The organism is Ruegeria sp. CDSC085, assembly GCF_059610465.1.
In genome coordinates, this window is sequence record NZ_JBXWNR010000003.1 from 252,704 (window position 1) to 271,356 (window position 18,653).

Consider the following 18,653-nt stretch of genomic DNA (forward strand, 5'->3'; position numbering starts at 1 on the left):
CTTGGGAAATTTTTTAGCTGCGTCCCTGTTTTTTACCGGGTTGTATCGCAGCTTTCCCTTTTCGCTGGGGAGAAACTATAGCAGCTTTCCTGCATCCATCTAGGGTCTATGACGAACCGGCATGAACGCGTGGTCTTGCAACGCCTGCCAATCGGTTGGTGTCACGCCAAACACGTATTCACGGTGCAGGTCAGATTTCCTCGCCTTTCTTCAGCAGTTCTTCAATCAGAGCGCGTTGCAGATCAGTGCTGTCGCCGCCTCCGAACTCTGCTGCACCACCGGAATACAGGGTGCCATACGTCTTGGCGATGTTCACAGTCTGAGCCAGCCCCGAGATGAATTGGTCTTTTTCCAGCAAGGACAACGGGTGGATAAATGCAGCCCACAAGGTGCCATTGGCGATTGCGTAACGTGCATCCAACGTGCTGTCGAAATTGGCCTGCATCATTCGGATCAAATTTTCCTCCGACAGGGCCTCGGCGCTGCGGATCGGGACCATGGCCCGCATCCGATCCGCATTGACGTCGGTGATGATCAAAACCTGTACGCCTGCGACCGCCAATTGGAACCCGGGACCACTCGGCTCAGCTTCGGGGTCAAGCGCAAAAAGAATGTTGCCCAGGCGTTCGTAGGTCATCGGCGGTTCGACTACGGGTGGGCTTTGCACTGTCTCTTGCGCGGCAAGGCTTCCGGCAGTGAAGACAAGAATGAGGGCTAATCGGATCATGATGACACTCCTGCGGGCATTCTTTCAGCATATGTACAAAAACCCGCACTGACCAAACAAAGCTTAGTGAACGCACCTTACTATCATTCAGATACTTGAACGATCTGCAATATCTGATGGTCTATCTGCGATTATACGTCCAGCTTTCATCCCCTATCTATGTTTTGCCGGTCGACGATCCAGTCGGCCCGAACCCAGAACCGAAAGGAAACGTGTAATGAAAACTATCGTCTTCACCGCCCTGGCAGCCGCCATCGCCCTGTCCACCCCGGCCTTTGCCGCCGACGAAATCAACGTGTCAAACGGCATCTCGGCCGCAGGTGCCCCGCTTGCCGCACATGGGGTCGATCTGGTTGCATTGGTCAATGATGGCAATCCGGTCGAAGGCTTCGCCACCCACTCGGCGACCTACGATGGTGCATCCTATTACTTCACCACCGCCGCCAACCTCGAGGCGTTCGAGGCGAACCCGGCGGCCTACCTGCCGCAGCATGGTGGGTTCTGCTCGTTCGGCGTATCGGTCGGCAAGAAGTTCGACGGAGACCCGGATCAGTACCTGGTAGTAGATGGAAAACTGTACCTGTTCCTGAACGCCGAAACCCGCGCCGCCTTCCTGAAGGACGTTCCCGCCACCGCAAAAACGGCGGACGGACAGTGGGCAAATATCAAGAGCATCGCCGTAGGCGAGCTGTAAGTTCTGCCCCCTCTGCCTGCGACGTCAGCGCGTCGCGGGCAGTTTTGCGCTGATGATTTCAAGCGCTTTTGCCAATGCAGCCTCGATGCTGAGATCTGTTGTATCCAGTTGCACCGCATCCTCAGCTGGCTTCATCGGCGCAGCGCTGCGCTCTGCGTCCCGCGCATCCCGCTCTTTGACATCCGCCAGAACCCGTTCGCGCGTCACGTCAGCACCTTTTGCACTAAGCTCCAAAAACCGGCGTTCGGCTCGCACTTCTGGGCTGGCCGTTACAAACAGCTTCACCTCGGCATTGGGACAAATCACCGTCCCGATGTCGCGCCCATCCAAGACGGCCCCACCTGACCTTCGGGCAAAGGCGCGCTGAAAATCCACCAAGGCGGCGCGAACCTCGGGAATCACCGCCACTTTGGATGCGGCCTGCGCGATTTCAGCCGTGCGCAAATCACCCTGCTCAAGCTCTTCAGCCGTCAGGGACTGCGCGGCTTCAAGCGCGCCAACCCCTTCGAGGGTACGCCGTCCGACGGCCCGATACAGCAAGCCAGTGTCCAGATGGGAAAACCCGAAATGCGCCGCCACGGCCTTGGAGATCGTGCCCTTGCCCGCAGCCGCAGGTCCGTCAATGGCGACAGTGAAGCTCAACTGCGCTCTACCTTTGCCCCAAGCGACGCCATCAACGGCTCAAAAATCGGGAAGGATGTCGCGATCGGGCCACCATCATCCACGCTTACCGGGTTCTGCGCGCCCATGCCCATCACCATGAACGACATGGCAATGCGGTGATCCAGGAAGCTTTCGCACGTTCCGCCGCCCGGAACCTTGCCGATACCCAACCCTTCGACCGACCACCAGTCGTCACCCTCGTTGACCGCGACGCCGTTGGCTCGCAGACCGCGCGCCATGGCATCGATGCGGTCGCTTTCTTTCACCCGGAGTTCCTTCACTCCGCCCATCATCGTCGTACCCGTGGCGTTTGCGGCAACCACGGACAAAACCGGATATTCGTCGATCATCGAGGCCGCGCGTTCTGGCGGTACATCAATGCCCTTCATGTTTGGCGAGTATTTCGCGCGCAGATCGGCAACCGGCTCGCCGCCCTCTTCGCGCTCGTTTTCATAGGTCAGATCCGCGCCCATCTCGCGCAGCGTCGTGAATAGGCCTGCCCGTGTGGGGTTCAGGCCGATGCCGGGCACCAGCACATCGGAGCCAGGCGTAATCAGCGCCGCACAAACCGGGAAGGCCGCGCTGGACGGGTCACGGGGAACGGCGATGACTTGCGGCTTCAATTCGGGGCGCCCGGTCAAAGTGATGACCCGGCCTTCATCAGTGTCTTCCACCGTAATTTCGGCACCGAACCCGGACAACATCCGCTCGGAATGATCGCGGGTCGCCTCTTTTTCGATAACCACGGTTTTACCGGGGGCATTCAGCCCCGCCAGCAGGACGGCGGATTTCACCTGAGCTGAGGGTACCGGAACTTCGTACCGGACCGGAGTCGGGTCCGCCGCACCGACGATCGTCATGGGCAAACGCCCACCCGAGCGGCCCACGGCCTGCGCACCAAACAACTCAAGCGGATCTGTCACCCGCGCCATGGGACGCTTGTTCAGGCTGGCATCCCCGGTAAACGTCGCCGCAATCGGCGAGGTCGCCATGGCACCCATGATCAGCCGCACCCCGGTGCCGGAATTGCCGCAGTCAATCACCTGATCCGGTTCGGCAAACCCGCCGACACCCACGCCGTGCACGGTCCATTCGCCGCCACCATGATCTGTGACTTCAGCCCCGAAGGCCCGCATTGCCTTTGCGGTGTCCAACACGTCCTCACCTTCGAGCAAACCCGAGATCCTGGTCTCGCCCACCGCCATCGCGCCGAGGATCAGCGACCGGTGCGAAATCGACTTGTCCCCGGGCACCTCTGCCGTGCCGGTCAGCGGGCCGCAGGGATGCGAGGTCATCGGGATGGGCGTTCCGTGTCCGGACATGGGGGCTCCTTTTGCGCTATCAGTGCTCAAGCCGATTAGCGAATTGGCACCGGTTGGTCCAGCGGCAATCAGTCTTTGCGGCGGAAGGTCAGGTAATGGGGCGTGCGACCTTCGCGCAAGGCCTTCTGCTCGTAGCGCGTGGAAATCCAGTCCTCCCACGGCTCGCGCCAATCTGCGGGGCGTTCGGCCAACCACTCGAACCCGGCGCGGGGGACTTCCTCCAGTGTCTGCCGCACATAGTCGGGGATGTCCGTAGCGACCCGGAAGATCGATCCGGGTTTCAATACCTTCGCCAACGGCTCAAGATGTTCCGGTGTCACGAAACGGCGACGATGATGCCGGATTTTGGGCCACGGATCGGGATACAGAAGAAAGGCGCGCGATATACTGGCCTCTGGCAGCACGTCGAATAGGTCGCGGGCATCGCCGGGATGCACGGCAAGGTTCTCAACCCCGGCCTGTCGGATTTTGCCCAGCAGCATGGCAACGCCGTTGATATAGGGCTCGGCCCCGATGATGCCGATGTCGGGGTTGCTTTGCGCCTGATGAACCAGATGCTCGCCGCCGCCAAAGCCGATTTCCAGCCAGACCGGCTTGCCGCCGAACAACTTGTTCAAGTCCAGCGGCCTGCGCTCAGGGTTGGTGTCCCAGTCCACCGCGCCGGGCGACAAAGTAGCCAGATCTTCGTTCAGATAGGTCTTTTGGCTGGGCTTCAGGGTCTTGCCCTTGAAGCGGCCATAGAAATTTCTGCGCGGGCGTTGTGGGGTTTCGGTGCTCATGGCGGTCGCCATACTGCGCGCCAGAGAACGTTGCAAGGGGCGCGGTACGCACAAGGTAAAAGCGCGCCCTGAAAGGCGCGCTTTGTGTTGTTCAGATCAGACTGCGGATTTCAACGCATCGACCAGATCGGTGCGCTCCCAGCTGAAACCACCGTCTTCACTCGGCTGGCGACCAAAGTGGCCATAAGCCGCTGTGCGTTGGTAGATCGGCTTGTTCAGCTGAAGATGCTGGCGAATGCCTCGCGGCGTGAGATCCATGACCTCACCCACGGCTTTCTCGATTGCCGCATCCGCCAATTGGCCGGTACCATGCGTGTCGGCATAGATCGACAGCGGCTTGGACACGCCAATCGCATAGCTCAGCTGAATCGTGCAGCGTTCGGCCATGCCAGCCGCCACGACGTTTTTGGCCAGATAGCGTGCTGCGTATGCTGCCGAACGGTCAACCTTGGTCGGGTCTTTGCCCGAGAACGCGCCGCCGCCATGCGGGGCCGCGCCGCCATAGGTGTCCACGATGATCTTGCGCCCGGTCAGGCCCGCGTCACCATCCGGTCCGCCGATAACGAATTTGCCGGTCGGGTTGACGTGCCATTCGGTTTCAGCCGACAGCCAGCCGTCAGGCAGGGTTTCACGGATATAAGGCTCGACGATGGCGCGGATATCATCCGAAGACAACGCTTCATCCAGGTGCTGCGTAGACAGAACGATCGAGCTAACGCCGACCGGCTTGCCGTCGCGATAAACGACTGACAGCTGCGACTTTGCATCGGGGCCCAAAGCGGGTTCGGTGCCGTTCTTGCGTACTTCCGCGAGACGCCGCAGGATAGCGTGCGAATACTGGATCGGTGCAGGCATCAGCTCCGGAGTTTCAGTCGTGGCATAACCAAACATGATGCCCTGGTCGCCGGCACCCTCGTCCTTGTTGTCCGCAGCATCAACGCCCTGAGCGATATGGGCGGATTGTTCATGCAGCAGGTTGGTTACCTCGACAGTTTCGTGGTGAAACTTGTCCTGCTCGTAACCGATGTCTTTCACACAATCACGAGCGATCTGTTCGATGCGCCCCATGTAATCGTGCAGCTTGTCTTGATCAGTCAGGCCTACTTCACCGCCAATCACAACCCGGTTGGTTGTTGCAAAGGTTTCGCAGGCCACACGGGCTTCTGGTTCTTCGTTTAGAAATGCATCAAGGACAGCATCCGAGATACGGTCGCAGACCTTGTCAGGATGCCCTTCGGAAACGGATTCCGAAGTAAATGTATAGTTCTGTCGGGACATAAATGCGCTCCATTAGGGGTTTCTCCGTCACGCCAGGAAGCCGTTGTGACAGGTCACAGACGCATACGCGCGCTTCAAGATGGGGTCAATCTCTAATTATTTGCTCAGGCGACGGATGCTAAACCACACCAGCGCAGCAAGAAACAATAGCGTCGCAAGAACAGGGCTGTCCCCGATGCGGGAATAAACTGTTGGCTGTTGTGGTTGCGGCAGGATCGCATCCACGTATCCCGCCTTGCCTAAAGCCAATGAGGCCGTGACCTGACCCAGCGGGTCAATCATCGCCGATATTCCGGTATTGGCCGAGCGGATCATTGGCAGACCCTGCTCAATCGCCCTCATCCGGGCTTGTGCCAAGTGTTGAAACGGTCCCGAACGAGTTCCGAACCATGCGTCGTTGGTGATCTGCAACAGAAAGTCTGCCCGACCCGGCGCCCCGTTTACACCCTGCGGGAACACGGCTTCGTAACAGATCAGAGGCAACGCCTTTCCCATTTTGCCAAAATCTAAGAGATCGGGCCCTGGCCCCGCGCTGAATCCATGCCCCGCTGTGGCCGCCAGCCCATAAATCCCAAAACGGCCCATCAAATCGCCAAGAGGTACATATTCTCCAAACGGGGCCAAATGGTGTTTGTCATATAGACCGCTCTGCCGCCCGGCTTCATCCAGATAGACCATCGAGTTAAAGATCCTCGGACCGTCTCCGCGCTGGATCCCCAAAACCACAGCCGTCCCCTGAGCTGCATCCGTGATGGAGGCCAAATACGGTTGTGCGCCGCCCAGCCAGGCCGGAACTGCGGTCTCGGGCCAGACGATCAGGTCCGGTCTGGGCAAAGCGGCGGAATACTCAATCTGACGGGCGAAGAACAAAGGCGCATACGCCGGGTCCCACTTTTGGTGCTGCGGCGCGTTGGGCTGAACAATACGAACTGTGTGCGGGCCGTCCTGAACCCTTGGCCGTATCGACGCATAGCCCATCGTCAGGACTACCATCACAGCTGCAAAACTCAGTGGCCAGGCCAGCGCCTGCAAGCGTCTTTCCTGAACCAATGTGGCCCCTATTGGAAACGCCACGGCATATGTCAGCGCATTTAGGCCATACGGCCCCACCAGAGACAGCAACTGCGCCATAGGTGTATCCACCCAGATTTGCGCCACACCGGCCCATGGGAACCCGGTCAGTACGTAACCCCGAGCCAGTTCGGCCAGAGACAGCGTCACAACCAGAAAAATGCTTTGTCGCATGGCCGTTGCGCCGAAATGTCGTGACAGTCGAAAGGCGACAGCCCAGAACAAGGCAAGCCCGCCGGCCATGAACACCAGCGCAAACGGTGCCATCCAGGCATGGCGCTCTGCGTCCACCTGAAAAGGCTCGATGATCCAGCTGAGTGCATGCGCAAAATAGCCGGTGGCGAAAAACCAGCCGACCCAACCCGCGCGAGCGCGGGTTTCACTGGCAAGGAAAACCGGAACGATCAAAATCAGCGCAAGAACCGCAGCGCCCCAATGCCCATGCGGTGCTTGACCAAAAGCACCGATCGCGCCCAGAGCGGCGGAGGCGAACAATCTAAACGATAACGGCCAGCCCCGGACAGGCGTCATGCAGCAACGTCCGGTAGCATGACGCGCAACCGTTTGATGCGCCGCGGGTCGGCGTCAACCACTTCGAATTCCGGGCCTTCAGGATGGATCACGACCTCGCCGCGCGCCGGAACACGCCCGGACAGCATGAAAACAAGCCCGCCCAGCGTATCGATGTCTTCTTCATCCACGTCCTCATGGCTGGTCAGGGACCGGCCGATCTCAGCCTCGAAGTCCTCAAGCGGCACACGAGCCTGCACCAGGTAGCAGCCCGGCTTTTCCTGCACCCAGAGCTGATCTTCGGCTGCATCGTGTTCGTCCGCGATCTCACCTACGACCTGTTCTATCAGGTCTTCGATAGTCAGCAGCCCATCCACGCCGCCATACTCATCAATCACCAACGCCATATGGCGACGTTCGGTCTGCATCTTGGTCAGCAGGACACCAATTGGCATCGAAGGCGGCACGAACAGAAGCGTGCGCAACATGGATTTCAGGTCAAACTTGTCCGCACCGCCATTGAAACCATGGGTCAGTGCGAAATCCTTGAGGTGAACAAAGCCCAGCGGCGTATCCAGTGTTCCTTCATAGACCGGGATTCTGGACAATCCACTGTCCCGGAACACATCTGCCAGTTCATCCTTGGTGATGGTAGAAGGGACCGCGATGATCTCAGCCGTGGGAATGGCCACGTCTTCGACGCGCATCCGGCGCAGGTTCATCATCCCGCGGGGCTGAGCCACCGCTGCACTCTGCCCGTTTACCACCGGGTTTTGTTGACTCTCTTGACCCGAGAACGCATCGAAAATTCGGGAAATAAACCCGCTTTTCTCTTGAGTATTATTGCTGCTGTCCTGAGATTGCGCGCTTTGCGCCGCCCTAGAACTGCCGTCTGTTTCGCCCATTACCTTGTTCCAACTAATCGGGTCACCTGACCCACTTCATACCTTATATGGGTCATCTATACCTAACTTGCCAAGTATCTCGACCTCAATCCCTTCCATCAGAGCGGCATCGGGGTCACGAATGTGATCATATCCCAGCAAATGCAACGTTCCGTGGACAAGCAGATGAACGACGTGATCGTCAAAGTCCATGCCTGCCTCATCGGCCTCCCGTGCACATGTGTCGAAGGAAATTGCAATATCACCCAGAGGGATTTCACCGGTGAAATCCGGCTCGGGCGGTTGGGGCACTTGTCCGGCTTGGTCCGGGGACAAATCTTCAGCCGGCCAGCTCAGAACGTTGGTTTCGGTTGGTTTGCCGCGAAACTCGGCATTCAGTTCCGAAATGCGCGCGTCATCGCAACCCAGAACGCTGACCTCGCAACACCCCGGGTCCAGTTCCGCATAGGACAGAACCGCAGAGATCGCCTGCCGCGACAAAGAATCAAGCCCTTGCCACCGGTCGTCTTCGACAGTGAGTTCCAAATTCATCTTATCGTACAACAGCCCTGTGAATGAGCCTTGCACTCAACTGGTTTCGCGGCCCGTATCAGCCTCATAAGCCTCGATGATCGCGGCCACAAGCGGGTGACGCACCACATCCTTCGACGTGAAATAGTTGAAACTGATATTGGGAATCGTTTTCAACAGTCTTTCCGCATCCTGGAGCCCAGACTGAACTCCGCGTGGCAAATCCACCTGAGACCTGTCGCCGGTGATTACCATGCGGCTGCCCTCGCCCAGACGAGTCAGGAACATCTTCATCTGCATGGTCGTGGCGTTCTGTGCTTCGTCCAACACCACAAAAGCATTGGCCAACGTGCGTCCACGCATGAACGCCAGCGGTGCTATTTCGATTCGTTTTTCCTCGATCAGCTTAGCCAGCTGCTTGCCGGGCAGGAAATCATTCAGCGCATCGTAAAGCGGCTGCATGTAGGGATCGACCTTGTCCTTCATGTCACCCGGTAGATAACCCAGTTTCTCACCCGCCTCGACGGCGGGACGGCTCAGGATGATTCGATCCACATGTCCGCCAATAAACATCGACACACCAACAGCGACGGCAAGATAGGTTTTACCCGTGCCAGCTGGCCCGATGCCGAAGGCAAGCTCGTTTTGAAACAGTGACTGCACATAAGCCTTCTGAGCGTCCGTACGCGGTTCGACCAGTTTCTTGCGGGTCTTGATCTCGACTGAACCGCCCTTGAACATTTCAAGCTGGTCGCCGTCGCGGCTGCCGGTCCCCTGTTCCGAAACACCCATCCGCAGTTCCCGGTCCACGTCCGCGGCCTCAACCTCGCGCCCGCCTTCCAACCGCGTGTAAAGGGATTGCAGCACCTCAATAGCCTGCTTCTGAGCGTCTTCATCGCCCATCACGACAAGCTGATTGCCGCGGCGTACGATCTGGACGGAAAGCTTGCTTTCGATGTCGGTCAGATTGCGGTCGTATTCGCCACACAGGTCAATCAACAATCGGTTGTCGGGAAACTCTACAAACGCCTCGCGTTGGGGCATTTCATCTTGCGGTGGGGTCAGGGCACCGATGGCCAATCCGTTCTCCTGTCTTGGCAGTTCACCCCGAGCGTAGACAACAAATCTCGGTGGGCGCAAGCCACAGTTTCAAAAATAAACCCACAGATGACAAAAGCGCCGATCACATAAAAGGAAAATGCCAGTCAGACGCTCATCAGAAAGTATAGTTCAACCCGAATCTCAAACCGCCGTATTTCGGTGTCGACTTCGTGGAAAAGCCGGAACCGAATTGAATGTCTTCGGATTTGAACTGGACGTATTCGTATTCGCCGGTGACTGACCAATTGTCGGTCAGCTTGTGTTCGGCACCGATGCTTGCGGTGTATCCGCCCCGCCTGTCCGACGCCGAAAAGCTCTGGACCGAAGTTCCCGATGTGATGCTGTTGGTCGTTTCAACATCGCCCCACAGATAACCGACACTGAAAAAGTAGAGAACCCGACCGTTTCGGCTTGTCAGGCCGCTTCGATATCTGAGGGACAAAACGTCAGATATCTCTGCCTCACCCTGAACGTTCGAACCGCCGATCTGGGCCCTGACACTGTCGTCCAAGGATCCGAAATCATATCCGACTTCAAAACCGTAGACAAAATCACGGCCACCCTTGGAGGGCAAAACACCGCGCCAACCACCGCGAAAGCCACCATAGGCTCCGGATACGTTCAGGTCGCCAATATCAAACAGCCCGGCGGGTGTTCTCAGTCCAAATCGATCATCCCCGCCCGAGCCGTAGCCGCCGGAAACCCCCAGGTAAAATGCACTGACGTCACTGCTGAATTTCTTAGGACTAATTACAACTGGATCGGCTGTTTTGCCCTTCAAATCCCCGGCAATCGTCGCACTGGCAAGTAGAGTGACCGCGGAAGCCACGGGCAAGGTTTTCACCAGGCTCAAGGCCCTGAAGCTCTTCAAGATTGACACTCGTACCTCCATCACTCCGATCTCCGGATCGGTGCATATTCATTTTTTAGACGCAAAAACTGGCGCCCGAAAAAACATGGCTCCTCTCGGAGCATAGTTCCAAGCAATAAATCAAGGGTAAATTTTGGAAACAAACACCAACTATGGTGCTTGAACGGCGGAATCTCACCGACTCAGAGCAATTCACCGGCCAAAGAGTTGGCGCCCGACTCGATGATCCGGACCTCTTTCAGATCACCAACGGCAATCTCGGGGCCTTTTACATGAACCGAATGAAGATACTCGGATTTTCCGACCATTTGACCAGGCAGGCGGCCCGGTTTTTCAAACAAGACGCGGACCGTACGGCCAACCATACCGTCCTGAATTTCCCTTTGGTGTCGCGTGATAAGGGCCTGAAGGCGCTGTAACCGTTCATCCGCCGCAGCCGGATCGACCAGAGCCCGCTCGGCCGCAGGTGTTCCCGGGCGTGTGGAGTATTTGAATGAATAGGCGTAGCCGTATTTGACCTCTTCAACCAAATCCATCGTTGCCTGAAAATCCTCTTCGGCTTCCTCGGGGAAGCCGACGATGAAATCCCCTGACATCACGATATCCGGGCGCGCTGCACGAATGCGCTCGATCAGGCGCAGATAGCTCTCTGCCGTGTGACTGCGATTCATCCGCTTGAGAATACGGTCCGAGCCCGACTGAACCGGCAGGTGCAGATACGGCATCAGCTTGTCACAGGTGCCATGCGCCTCGATCAGGTCATCCGCCATGTCATTTGGGTGCGACGTGGTAAAACGGATTCGCTCCAGTCCGTCGACCTTGTTCAGTTCCCAGATCAAACCCGCCAGGGTCATGTCACCATTCACCCCGGCCCCATGATAGGCGTTGACGTTCTGCCCCAACAAGGTGATCTCGCGCACACCGCGTTCGACCAAATCGTGGGCTTCGCGGATGATGCGATCCGCCGGACGGCTGACTTCAGCACCACGGGTATAAGGCACGACGCAGAAGGCGCAGAACTTGTCGCAGCCTTCCTGAACCGTCAGAAACGCCGTCGGGCCGCGTTTGGCCTTGGGACGGTTTTTCAGCTTTTCGAACTTGTCTTCCTCGGGGAAGTCAGTGTCCAGCGCCTTTTCGCCCGCTCGGGTCTTGGCCTCCATCTCGGGCAGACGATGATAGCTTTGCGGACCAACGACCAGATCAACCAGCGGCTGGCGGCGCATGATCTCTTCACCTTCGGCCTGCGCAACACATCCCGCCACACCGATTTTCAGGTCAGGCTTTTCGGCCTTCAGCCCCTTGAAGCGACCGAGTTCCGAATACACCTTCTCAGCCGCTTTTTCTCGGATGTGACAGGTGTTCAGCAGGATCATATCGGCATCGTCAGGCGTCTTGGTTTCGACATAGCCCTGCCCGCCCAGCGCCTCGGACATGCGTTCGCTGTCATAGACATTCATCTGACAGCCATAAGTCTTGATAAACAGCTTCTTCGGTTCGGACATGGGACGGGCCTTTGCATTCGCTGGATCGGCGTCGTCTATACGCTTAGAACGCCGCTTGCAATGCGGGCGCAATTACCCGAATTTGGCAGGACTTTCCAGCAAAGCCGGACCCAAAAGCACCCGATGACATACGATTCCCTCGACCAGTTCCTTAAATCGGGCCAAGCCGCATTGGCCAAGGGCCCGGTTGCTTTGATTTTTGCCGAGGACGAGGTGGAGTTGGCCAGCACGCTGCATCATCATCTGACGCTGGGCTTCAAATCAGTCATCGTATTTGCGCCGGACGAGTTTCATCTGACTGATGACCTGTCCGCCAAGGTCCATCGGGTCCGTTTGAAATGTGTTCCGCGTTTGGTTGTGTTTGAAACAATAAACAGGATCATTCAGGCCGCACCCGGTATCTGGATGTATTATTGCTACAACGCCGAATACCTGTTTTTTCCATATTGCGAAACACGCAGCGTGGGCGAGATGCTGGTCTTTCACAGTGAAGAGCGTCGCAATGCGATGCTCAGCTATGTCCTCGACCTTTACGCAGAGGATCTGACCGCAAATCCCAACGGCGTGGCCCCAGATCAGGCCATGTTCGACAGCGCAGGGTATTACGCCCATACCCGCCACGACCCAAGCGGCCAACCGCTGGACCGTCAGGTAGATCTTTCCGGTGGGTTGCGGTGGCGATTCGAGGACCACATTCCTTACGAACGTCGCAGGATCGACCGCATCGCTTTGTTCAAGGCTCAAAAAAACTTGGTGCTGAGACCCGACCACACCTTTAACGAACCGGAATACAATACCTATTCCTGTCCCTGGCATCACAACTTAACGGCCGCTATCTGTTCCTTCCGGGCCGCGAAAGCTCTGAAATCCAATGCTGGGTCAACATTTGACATCCGCAGCTTTCGCTGGCGCAATTCGGTGCCGTTTGAATGGCGGTCACGCCAGTTGCTGGATCTCGGGCTGATCGAATCAGGTCAGTGGTTCTGAGCCGGCTTAGCGCTGCAACAATATCGGAAACCAATCCTCGCGCAGGCGCTGTCCCGGCGTCATGTCATGACCGGGAAACGGGGGCGAAGTTCGGCCGGGGCGCTCTACATACCGGGCATCGTCGCCTACCAGCCGCAGTGAAAAGGCGCGGCGACGGCTGTCTGACTGGTTTCCGCGCGCGCCGTGCAGCGTGCGATAGTTGAATGCAACGGCATCGCCGGGCTCCATCTCGAATTCGACAACCTTCATACCCTCGGCATCCGGGTCCGGCACTGGGATGTACTGACCTTCATCCGCGAAAAAGCCTTCTTCGGAAACCCATCGGGTCGGCAGAACCTCCTTCTCCCAACGGTGTGACCCGGCGACGCAACGCAGGGTCGCCTGCCTGACCGGATCAAGCGGAGACCAGAAGCTGATCGTCTGCTGACCCTCGACGAAATAATAGGGACCATCCTGATGCCACGGTGTCGCCATCGACGTTCCGGGTTCTTTGACCAACACGTGATCATGAAACATCTGAACGCTTTTCGATTGCATCAGATCAGCTGCAACCTCGGCCGCGGGAGAGGTCTCGATCACCTCGCGGAACTGTGGAATCCGGGTCCAGTTGCAATAATCATCAAAGAAACGACCTGTTTCACCGGCCTTCTTGTTTTCGGACGCGTACGGGCCGGGATCGGTCATATTCGCAGCCACCCCGTCCCGCAGCTGATCCACGTGGTTCGCGAACAATCCTTTGATCAGCACGACGCCATCCGCCTGATAAGTATCGATCATCTGCTGAGAAACAAGAGAGTGTGGCATCAGAGGCTCCTATGGATTTTCTGTTTATTGCTCTGAAAAATGTATTCTGTTCAAATCATATCTTTAGAAGCTATTATTAACCTCATGTTATATATTTCGCTGCGCCAATATGAATATGTCTGTGCAGTCGGGCGCCACGGCAGTTTGTCGGCGGCAGCCCAACATCTCAATGTTTCACAACCAGCCTTGTCTACTGCTCTGACGCGCGTTGAAGCCCATTTGGGGTATCCGTTATTCGTCCGCCGGCGCGGGGCGGCCATGGCGCTGACACCTCAGGGGCGTAGTTTCATAGACCGGGCTGAGGTCCTGCTGAAAAATGCTGCCCGAATCGAGGCGTCCGATACCTCCGTACCGGAAACAACCAAACTGAGATTAGGCTGCTTTACGGATCTGGCCCCCTTCCTGTTGGCTCCGGCCCTGCAACATCTTCGCACCACCTTCGCCGATATCAACCTTACATACGTGGCGGAGTCTTTCGAAGGACTGCTGAATGGATTGATGGAGGGTCAGATTGACATCGCGATTACCTACGACCTGACCATGGACGCTGGGTTCGCTCGTACAAAACTGTTCGACAGCAGGCCGAAGGCCCTGATGCCCCCGGATCACCCACTGGCGACAACCACCGAAGTCACTCTTGCTGCGCTGGAAAGCTACCCGCTGATTTTGTCTGCGGAAGGCTTGTCGGCGCAACATATTCTTGGCCTGTTTCGGCAAAACGGTCTACGCCCGTCCGTCGCACACCGGGCGGCTTCACTAGAGATTCAACGCAGCCTTGCGGCTCATGGTGAGGGAATCGGGATCAGCTATGCCAGCCCACCCAGCACCTTCAGCTATGACACCAAGCGTCTGGTCAGCGTGCCTATCACCGATCGGGACGCAGCAGAATCCGTTGTTCTGGCACGCCACGGCACGGGTCCAGCTGACCCGGTCATAGGAAAGGCGGAACACGTTTTGCTGGCCGGACTGACGAGCGTTTAAGATCTTATTTCCTGCGCAAGCGGATGACGACATCGACAGACGCGATTTCGACACCTTCCGGCGCCTCGGGAAGACGCTGAATGACAAGCTGATCCGACGGCGCATCACTTAGCCGCGCGTCGTCTTCCCAATAGAAATGTGGATGATCATGCGTGTTCGTGTCGAAGTAGCTCTTGGATCCGTCCACCGTAATTTCCTGCAGCACACCTGCATCGCAAAACGCACGCAGAGTGTTGTAGACCGTTGCCAGAGACACGGCATCCCCGTTCGCCTTCGCCGATTCAAAAAGGCTTTCAGCAGTGACATGGCGATGTCGGCCGTCGCCCACCAGAAGCTCGGCCAGCGCCACGCGCTGACGCGTCGGTCGCAAGCCGGCATTCACCAGCCAACCCGTTGCGATTTCGCGGCTCTGAGGTGTCATCGATCCGATACCCATTATTGCTGCCTTTATATATAGGGGCGCATCACCGGCAATTTCAAATGAAATTCATTCGCAAGATAAGTGTCAACACAACATGATGTGGCGAGCTGCTCTTGCAGGACCTTGCAAACGGGTGCTAGACGAGGCCAGATGTAAAGACAGACCCCCGGCAGGAAAGGCGGCAGAATGGCCCAGTTCCCAAGCAGTTTTGACAAAGATGATCTGCTGAAATGCGCTCGTGGCGAGTTATTTGGCCCCGGCAATGCACAATTGCCCGCCCCACCGATGCTGATGATGGACCGGATCACCGACATCTCGGCTGATGGTGGTCTGCACGGCAAAGGCCATGTGCTGGCAGAATTTGATATCACACCTGACCTTTGGTTCTTTGACTGCCACTTCCCCGGCAACCCGATCATGCCTGGTTGTCTGGGCCTTGACGGGCTGTGGCAACTGACCGGCTTCAACCTTGGCTGGCGTGGTTGGCAGGGGCGCGGCATGGCTGTCGGCGTAGGTGAAGTAAAGCTGACCGGCATGGTCCGCCCGGACCGTAAGATGCTGACGTATAAAATCGATTTCAAAAAAGCGATTCAAACACGCCGCCTGACAATGGGTGTGGCAGATGGCATCGTCGAAGCCGATGGCGAGATGATTTATGATGTCAAAGACATGAAGGTCGTTCTATCCGAGGCTTGAACCTGAACGGTCTGAAATAAGGAGTGCGCACATGCGTCGAGTAGTCGTCACCGGTCTGGGGGTTGTGTCCTCGATCGGGAACAATGCTGAAGAGGTTCTGGCCTCGCTCAAAGCAGGCAAATCCGGGATCGTGGCCAACGAGCAGATGGCCGAACATGGTTTTCGCAGCCAGATCGCAGGTACGCTCAAGATCGACGTGGCCCAGCATGTGGACAAGCGTACATTGCGCTTCATGGGTCCCGGGGCCGCCTATGCACATATCGCCATGAGCCAGGCGATTGCCGATTCAGGGCTGACAGAAGACCAGATCGTCAACCCCCGTACCGGGCTGGTTGCAGGTTCTGGCGGACCATCGACCAGCGCCATGCTGACGGCGCATCAGGCCGTTCTGAAGACAGGCGCGACCAAGCGGATCGGGCCATTTGCCGTGCCGAAATGCATGTGCTCGACGATTTCGGCAAACCTGGCGACGGCATTCAAGATCAAGGGCATAAATTATTCGATCACGTCCGCTTGCTCGACTTCGCTGCATTGCATTGGCAACGCGGCCGAACAGATCATGCTGGGCAAGCAGGATGTGATGTTCGCCGGCGGCGGAGAGGAACTGGACTGGACCCTGTCCTGCCTGTTCGACGCAATGGGCGCGATGTCGTCGAAATATAATGACACACCCGACAAAGCCTCGCGCGCGTTCGACGAAAACCGCGATGGTTTCGTGATCTCGGGCGGCGGTGGAATCGTTGTTCTGGAAGAGCTGGGCCACGCTTTGGCGCGCGGCGCCAAAATTTATGCTGAAGTTACAGGTTATGCCGCAACTTCAGACGGCCACGACATGGTTGCCCCTTCAGGTGAGGGCGGCGAGCGCGCGATGCGTCTAGCTCTGGATACCGTGCCCGAGGGGCGCAAGGTTGGCTATATCAATGCCCATGGCACCTCGACCCCCGTCGGCGATGTGGGTGAGGTCGAGGCCGTGCGTCGCATCTTTGGCGAAGGCAATGTGCCACCCATCTCGTCGACCAAGTCGATGACAGGCCACGCTCAGGGCGCGGCGGGCGCGCTTGAGACGATTTTCTGCCTGCTGATGCTGGAAAACGATTTCATTACACCATCGATCAATGTCGATACGCTTGCCGAAGGCATTCAGCCCGGTGAAATTGCAACTCAAGTGGTTGAAAACGCAGGACTGGACAGTGTCATGACCAACAGCTTCGGCTTTGGCGGCACAAACGGGTCCATGGTTTTGTCAAAGTATAACGGGTGAAAGTAATGTCGGATCTTCTCAAAGGTAAACGCGGCCTGATCATGGGCGTGGCCAATGACCGCTCGATTGCGTGGGGCATTGCCAAGGCCATGCACGAGGCTGGTGCCGAACTGGCTTTCACCTATCAGGGCGAGGCATTTGGCAAACGGTTGGAGCCGCTGGCTCAGAGCCTGGGCAGCGATTTCATGGTCGATGCGGATGTCACCGACGACGAGTCGCTGGATCGCGCTTTTGGCGAACTGGCCGAACGTTGGCCCACCATCGATTTTTTGGTCCATGCTATCGCATATTCGGATAAGTCCGAGCTGACAGGTCGTTTCCTGAATACCACACGCGCGAATTTCAAGCATTCGATGGATGTCTCGGCCTATTCCTTCATAGAGGTCGCGCGCCGCGCCTATCCTTTGATGAAAGACAATGGCGGTTCCCTGCTGACCCTGACTTATCAGGGATCCAACCGGGTTGTACCGAACTATAACGTGATGGGTGTTGCAAAGGCTGCGCTGGAATCGGCAACCCGGTATCTGGCCAACGATCTGGGGCCCGATGGCATCCGCGTAAACGCAATTTCCCCGGGACCGATGAAGACTCTCGCCGGGGCAGCCATTGGCGGCGCGCGCAAGACCTACAAGTTCTGCGATCAGAATGCGCCGTTGCGTTCTAACGCAACACTTGAAGCGGTCGGCGGTACCGCAGTGTATCTAACCTCGGATGCAGGTGCCTGCACTTCAGGTGAGATCATCCGCGTTGATGGTGGTTTCCACGTACTGGGCATGCCTCAGCCCGAAGCCATGTGACTATTTCTTTCCCTGCCGCTGCCCAGATTTCACCATCATTTCGCGGCAGGAAAACAATATGAGCAAGCTAGACCAAATCATTGCAAACAATGCACGCGCAACGCAAAATCGGCGTAAGCCCGGTTTTCTCAGCCAACGGGCCAGAGTGCTTTTGCTAACATTGACTTCACTGTTGCTGGTGTTTGTCTTCTTTACTCAGCCACAGATGCGTGCCGCGATTTACTCTCTGATGGGCTGAGATACGGGCCGGACATCCGGCCCGAACCTCGTCTTAGTTGACTGAAACGACTTCGATCTCGAAAACCAGATCCTGCCCGGCCAGCGGGTGATTTGCATCCAGCGTAACAGTGGCTTCGTTCGAATCCACGACCGTTACCGGTACGGCCTGACCCTCTGGTGTTTGCATCTGCAACTGTGTCCCAGGATCCAGAGGAATGTCATCCGGAATACCTTCGCGGGGAATTTCCTGACACATTGCAGGGTTGATCGGGCCGTAGGCGTCCGTGCAGGCAATCTCGACCCGCGTCTTGTCCCCGGTGGACAGACCCGGCATGGCACTGTCCAAACCCGGGATGATCTGGCCCGACCCAACCACGAATTCCAGCGGGTCACGCCCGTCCGAGCTGTCAAAGACTTTTCCGTCCAGCAACGTCCCGGTGTAGTGAATGCGAACCGTGTCGCCCTGTTTTATTTCAGTCATCGTGGCCTCCGGCCGTTCTAAAGGGTTAAGCGGCCAACCCTAGAGGTTGACACAATGTTGTAAAGCCTCGGCC

The 18,653-nt window shown here is 57.3% G+C and carries 21 protein-coding genes and 1 riboswitch; of the genes, 7 read left to right on the top strand and 14 right to left on the bottom strand.

Annotated elements, in window-relative coordinates; genetic code table 11:
• Positions 1-190: 190 nt before the first annotated feature.
• Entirely contained in the window at positions 191-727 is a 537-nt protein-coding gene (locus tag AC2FJB_RS07605) for a hypothetical protein (RefSeq protein ID WP_496717776.1), read from the bottom strand.
• A gap of 217 nt (positions 728-944) precedes the next feature.
• Between AC2FJB_RS07605 and AC2FJB_RS07610 the strand changes: the two genes are divergently transcribed.
• Complete coding sequence (locus AC2FJB_RS07610) at positions 945-1,421, top strand: YHS domain-containing (seleno)protein (RefSeq protein WP_496717778.1); 477 nt, start codon at positions 945-947, stop codon at positions 1,419-1,421.
• A 24-nt stretch (positions 1,422-1,445) separates the two neighbouring features.
• On the opposite strand, the gene cmk is transcribed toward AC2FJB_RS07610, so the two are convergent.
• The 10 genes from cmk to miaB all read right to left on the bottom strand — a co-directional run bounded on the left by cmk (position 1,446) and on the right by miaB (position 11,933).
• A complete protein-coding gene (gene cmk / locus AC2FJB_RS07615; protein ID WP_496717779.1) occupies positions 1,446-2,063 on the bottom strand; it encodes a (d)CMP kinase in 618 nt (205 codons plus the stop codon).
• Entirely contained in the window at positions 2,060-3,406 is a 1,347-nt protein-coding gene (gene aroA / locus AC2FJB_RS07620) for a 3-phosphoshikimate 1-carboxyvinyltransferase (protein WP_496717781.1), read from the bottom strand. Before aroA ends, cmk begins: the two co-directional genes overlap by 4 nt.
• Before the next feature lie 68 nt (positions 3,407-3,474).
• Positions 3,475-4,185: a tRNA (guanosine(46)-N7)-methyltransferase TrmB gene (gene trmB / locus AC2FJB_RS07625; RefSeq protein WP_496717782.1), complete on the bottom strand. Its 711-nt coding sequence runs from the start codon at positions 4,183-4,185 to the stop codon at positions 3,475-3,477.
• A 96-nt stretch (positions 4,186-4,281) separates the two neighbouring features.
• Positions 4,282-5,463 carry a methionine adenosyltransferase gene (metK, locus tag AC2FJB_RS07630; RefSeq protein WP_117869792.1) on the bottom strand — a complete coding sequence of 394 codons (1,182 nt, stop codon included), beginning with the start codon at positions 5,461-5,463 and terminating at the stop codon, positions 4,282-4,284.
• Positions 5,464-5,468: 5 nt separating this feature from the next.
• A riboswitch (SAM-SAH riboswitch) is annotated at positions 5,469-5,518 on the bottom strand.
• Positions 5,519-5,559: 41 nt separating this feature from the next.
• The gene (lnt, locus tag AC2FJB_RS07635; protein ID WP_496717783.1) at positions 5,560-7,065 is read right to left on the bottom strand and encodes an apolipoprotein N-acyltransferase; all 1,506 of its coding nucleotides are present in this window, start codon (positions 7,063-7,065) and stop codon (positions 5,560-5,562) included.
• Entirely contained in the window at positions 7,062-7,949 is an 888-nt protein-coding gene (locus AC2FJB_RS07640) for a hemolysin family protein (RefSeq protein WP_496676688.1), read from the bottom strand. Before AC2FJB_RS07640 ends, lnt begins: the two co-directional genes overlap by 4 nt.
• Before the next feature lie 36 nt (positions 7,950-7,985).
• Positions 7,986-8,480 carry an rRNA maturation RNase YbeY gene (gene ybeY, locus AC2FJB_RS07645; RefSeq protein WP_496717784.1) on the bottom strand — a complete coding sequence of 165 codons (495 nt, stop codon included), beginning with the start codon at positions 8,478-8,480 and terminating at the stop codon, positions 7,986-7,988.
• A 36-nt stretch (positions 8,481-8,516) separates the two neighbouring features.
• Complete coding sequence (locus AC2FJB_RS07650; RefSeq protein WP_496717785.1) at positions 8,517-9,539, bottom strand: PhoH family protein; 1,023 nt, start codon at positions 9,537-9,539, stop codon at positions 8,517-8,519.
• 136 nt (positions 9,540-9,675) lie between these two features.
• Positions 9,676-10,440 (bottom strand): outer membrane protein, encoded by a 765-nt coding sequence (locus tag AC2FJB_RS07655; RefSeq protein WP_496818079.1) that lies wholly within the window; start codon positions 10,438-10,440, stop codon positions 9,676-9,678.
• 173 nt (positions 10,441-10,613) lie between these two features.
• Positions 10,614-11,933 (bottom strand): tRNA (N6-isopentenyl adenosine(37)-C2)-methylthiotransferase MiaB, encoded by a 1,320-nt coding sequence (gene miaB, locus AC2FJB_RS07660; RefSeq protein ID WP_496717786.1) that lies wholly within the window; start codon positions 11,931-11,933, stop codon positions 10,614-10,616.
• Between the two features lie 123 nt (positions 11,934-12,056).
• Between miaB and AC2FJB_RS07665 the strand changes: the two genes are divergently transcribed.
• Positions 12,057-12,920 carry a glycosyltransferase family protein gene (locus AC2FJB_RS07665; RefSeq protein ID WP_496717787.1) on the top strand — a complete coding sequence of 288 codons (864 nt, stop codon included), beginning with the start codon at positions 12,057-12,059 and terminating at the stop codon, positions 12,918-12,920.
• 6 nt (positions 12,921-12,926) lie between these two features.
• Here the strand turns inward: AC2FJB_RS07665 and AC2FJB_RS07670 are convergent, their stop codons facing one another.
• The gene (locus AC2FJB_RS07670) at positions 12,927-13,724 is read right to left on the bottom strand and encodes a phytanoyl-CoA dioxygenase family protein (RefSeq protein WP_117869799.1); all 798 of its coding nucleotides are present in this window, start codon (positions 13,722-13,724) and stop codon (positions 12,927-12,929) included.
• Between the two features lie 84 nt (positions 13,725-13,808).
• Here AC2FJB_RS07670 and AC2FJB_RS07675 point away from each other — a divergent pair, with 84 nt between their 5' ends.
• Positions 13,809-14,705 (top strand): LysR family transcriptional regulator, encoded by an 897-nt coding sequence (locus AC2FJB_RS07675; RefSeq protein ID WP_496717788.1) that lies wholly within the window; start codon positions 13,809-13,811, stop codon positions 14,703-14,705.
• Between the two features lie 4 nt (positions 14,706-14,709).
• On the opposite strand, the gene irrA is transcribed toward AC2FJB_RS07675, so the two are convergent.
• Positions 14,710-15,126 carry an iron response transcriptional regulator IrrA gene (gene irrA / locus AC2FJB_RS07680; protein WP_117872833.1) on the bottom strand — a complete coding sequence of 139 codons (417 nt, stop codon included), beginning with the start codon at positions 15,124-15,126 and terminating at the stop codon, positions 14,710-14,712.
• A 186-nt stretch (positions 15,127-15,312) separates the two neighbouring features.
• On the opposite strand from irrA, the gene fabA reads away from it, so the two are divergent.
• The 4 genes from fabA to AC2FJB_RS07700 are packed head-to-tail and all read left to right on the top strand — an operon-like array spanning position 15,313 to position 18,118.
• A complete protein-coding gene (fabA, locus tag AC2FJB_RS07685; RefSeq protein WP_496717789.1) occupies positions 15,313-15,822 on the top strand; it encodes a bifunctional 3-hydroxydecanoyl-ACP dehydratase/trans-2-decenoyl-ACP isomerase in 510 nt (169 codons plus the stop codon).
• 31 nt (positions 15,823-15,853) lie between these two features.
• On the top strand, positions 15,854-17,083 hold the full coding sequence (gene fabB / locus AC2FJB_RS07690) for a beta-ketoacyl-ACP synthase I (RefSeq protein WP_496717790.1): 1,230 nt from the start codon (positions 15,854-15,856) through the stop codon (positions 17,081-17,083).
• Positions 17,084-17,088: 5 nt separating this feature from the next.
• On the top strand, positions 17,089-17,880 hold the full coding sequence (locus AC2FJB_RS07695) for an enoyl-ACP reductase FabI (protein WP_117869803.1): 792 nt from the start codon (positions 17,089-17,091) through the stop codon (positions 17,878-17,880).
• Positions 17,881-17,938: 58 nt separating this feature from the next.
• Complete coding sequence (locus tag AC2FJB_RS07700) at positions 17,939-18,118, top strand: hypothetical protein (RefSeq protein WP_496717792.1); 180 nt, start codon at positions 17,939-17,941, stop codon at positions 18,116-18,118.
• A 33-nt stretch (positions 18,119-18,151) separates the two neighbouring features.
• Here AC2FJB_RS07700 and AC2FJB_RS07705 read toward each other — a convergent pair whose 3' ends face one another.
• Positions 18,152-18,580: an FKBP-type peptidyl-prolyl cis-trans isomerase gene (locus AC2FJB_RS07705; RefSeq protein WP_299639547.1), complete on the bottom strand. Its 429-nt coding sequence runs from the start codon at positions 18,578-18,580 to the stop codon at positions 18,152-18,154.
• Positions 18,581-18,653 lie beyond the last annotated feature (73 nt).

Bases quoted from the DNA above. Each gene is read 5' to 3' on its own strand.
- AC2FJB_RS07605 (WP_496717776.1), bottom strand. From the start codon at position 727: ATGATCCGATTAGCCCTCATTCTTGTCTTCACTGCCGGAAGCCTTGCC.
- AC2FJB_RS07610 (WP_496717778.1), top strand. From the start codon at position 945: ATGAAAACTATCGTCTTCACCGCCCTGGCAGCCGCCATCGCCCTGTCC.
- aroA (WP_496717781.1), bottom strand. From the start codon at position 3,406: ATGTCCGGACACGGAACGCCCATCCCGATGACCTCGCATCCCTGCGGC.
- trmB (WP_496717782.1), bottom strand. From the start codon at position 4,185: ATGAGCACCGAAACCCCACAACGCCCGCGCAGAAATTTCTATGGCCGC.
- metK (WP_117869792.1), bottom strand. From the start codon at position 5,463: ATGTCCCGACAGAACTATACATTTACTTCGGAATCCGTTTCCGAAGGG.
- lnt (WP_496717783.1), bottom strand. From the start codon at position 7,065: ATGACGCCTGTCCGGGGCTGGCCGTTATCGTTTAGATTGTTCGCCTCC.
- AC2FJB_RS07640 (WP_496676688.1), bottom strand. From the start codon at position 7,949: ATGGGCGAAACAGACGGCAGTTCTAGGGCGGCGCAAAGCGCGCAATCT.
- ybeY (WP_496717784.1), bottom strand. From the start codon at position 8,480: ATGAATTTGGAACTCACTGTCGAAGACGACCGGTGGCAAGGGCTTGAT.
- miaB (WP_496717786.1), bottom strand. From the start codon at position 11,933: ATGTCCGAACCGAAGAAGCTGTTTATCAAGACTTATGGCTGTCAGATG.
- AC2FJB_RS07665 (WP_496717787.1), top strand. From the start codon at position 12,057: ATGACATACGATTCCCTCGACCAGTTCCTTAAATCGGGCCAAGCCGCA.
- AC2FJB_RS07670 (WP_117869799.1), bottom strand. From the start codon at position 13,724: ATGCCACACTCTCTTGTTTCTCAGCAGATGATCGATACTTATCAGGCG.
- AC2FJB_RS07675 (WP_496717788.1), top strand. From the start codon at position 13,809: ATGTTATATATTTCGCTGCGCCAATATGAATATGTCTGTGCAGTCGGG.
- irrA (WP_117872833.1), bottom strand. From the start codon at position 15,126: ATGACACCTCAGAGCCGCGAAATCGCAACGGGTTGGCTGGTGAATGCC.
- fabA (WP_496717789.1), top strand. From the start codon at position 15,313: ATGGCCCAGTTCCCAAGCAGTTTTGACAAAGATGATCTGCTGAAATGC.
- fabB (WP_496717790.1), top strand. From the start codon at position 15,854: ATGCGTCGAGTAGTCGTCACCGGTCTGGGGGTTGTGTCCTCGATCGGG.
- AC2FJB_RS07695 (WP_117869803.1), top strand. From the start codon at position 17,089: ATGTCGGATCTTCTCAAAGGTAAACGCGGCCTGATCATGGGCGTGGCC.
- AC2FJB_RS07700 (WP_496717792.1), top strand. From the start codon at position 17,939: ATGAGCAAGCTAGACCAAATCATTGCAAACAATGCACGCGCAACGCAA.
- AC2FJB_RS07705 (WP_299639547.1), bottom strand. From the start codon at position 18,580: ATGACTGAAATAAAACAGGGCGACACGGTTCGCATTCACTACACCGGG.